This window comes from Treponema sp. R6D11, from assembly GCF_054786075.1.
This window is the reverse complement of the sequence record NZ_BDHD01000754.1, coordinates 1-540: the sequence shown is the minus strand read 5'-3', so window position 1 is coordinate 540 and position 540 is coordinate 1. Positions and strand designations below refer to the sequence as shown.

At 56.9% G+C, this 540-nt stretch carries 1 pseudogene; it reads right to left on the bottom strand.

Going from position 1 to position 540, the window contains the following annotated elements:
* Positions 1-540 (bottom strand): annotated as a pseudogene (locus ACYVTD_RS15905) (replication restart helicase PriA); the annotation flags it as partial.

The window sequence follows — 540 nt, the reverse complement described above, 5'->3', positions numbered from 1 at the left end:
GTCGGGGAAGGTGCGCCGTACTTCTTCCTCGATCATCTCCGTGCCGAAGCCGCGGTATCCGGCGTTTATCGAGCCGCATTTGGGGCAGACGGAAGGCGGCGCTTCGCTGTAGCCGCAGTAGTGGCACATACAGCGGTTTTTACTTTTGTGCCAGGTAAGGGATACCGAACACCTTTTGCAGGTTTGTTCCCATCCGCAGTCGGGACATTGGTAAAAGTGGGCGAAACCTCTTCTGTTTAAAAATAGGATAGTCTGCCTTCCCATTTGGTGGGTAAGCAGAATCTCGTCCTTTAATTCTTTTGAAAGGCATCCCGTAGTTCCGGCGAGGCTTACGGGCTTTATTTCGGGCATTCCGCCCCCTGAAAGACGGCGCGACAGGTCGAGCCGCTTAATGCTCCCCTCCGACATAAGTTTCCACGCTTCGGCGGACGGGGTGGCGGAGCCCATCACGACGCGAGCCCCTTCCTGCTGACATCTGCGGAACGCTATCTGGCGCGCGTGGTAGCGCGGCGTATTGCCCGATTTGTAAGAGCCGTCGTG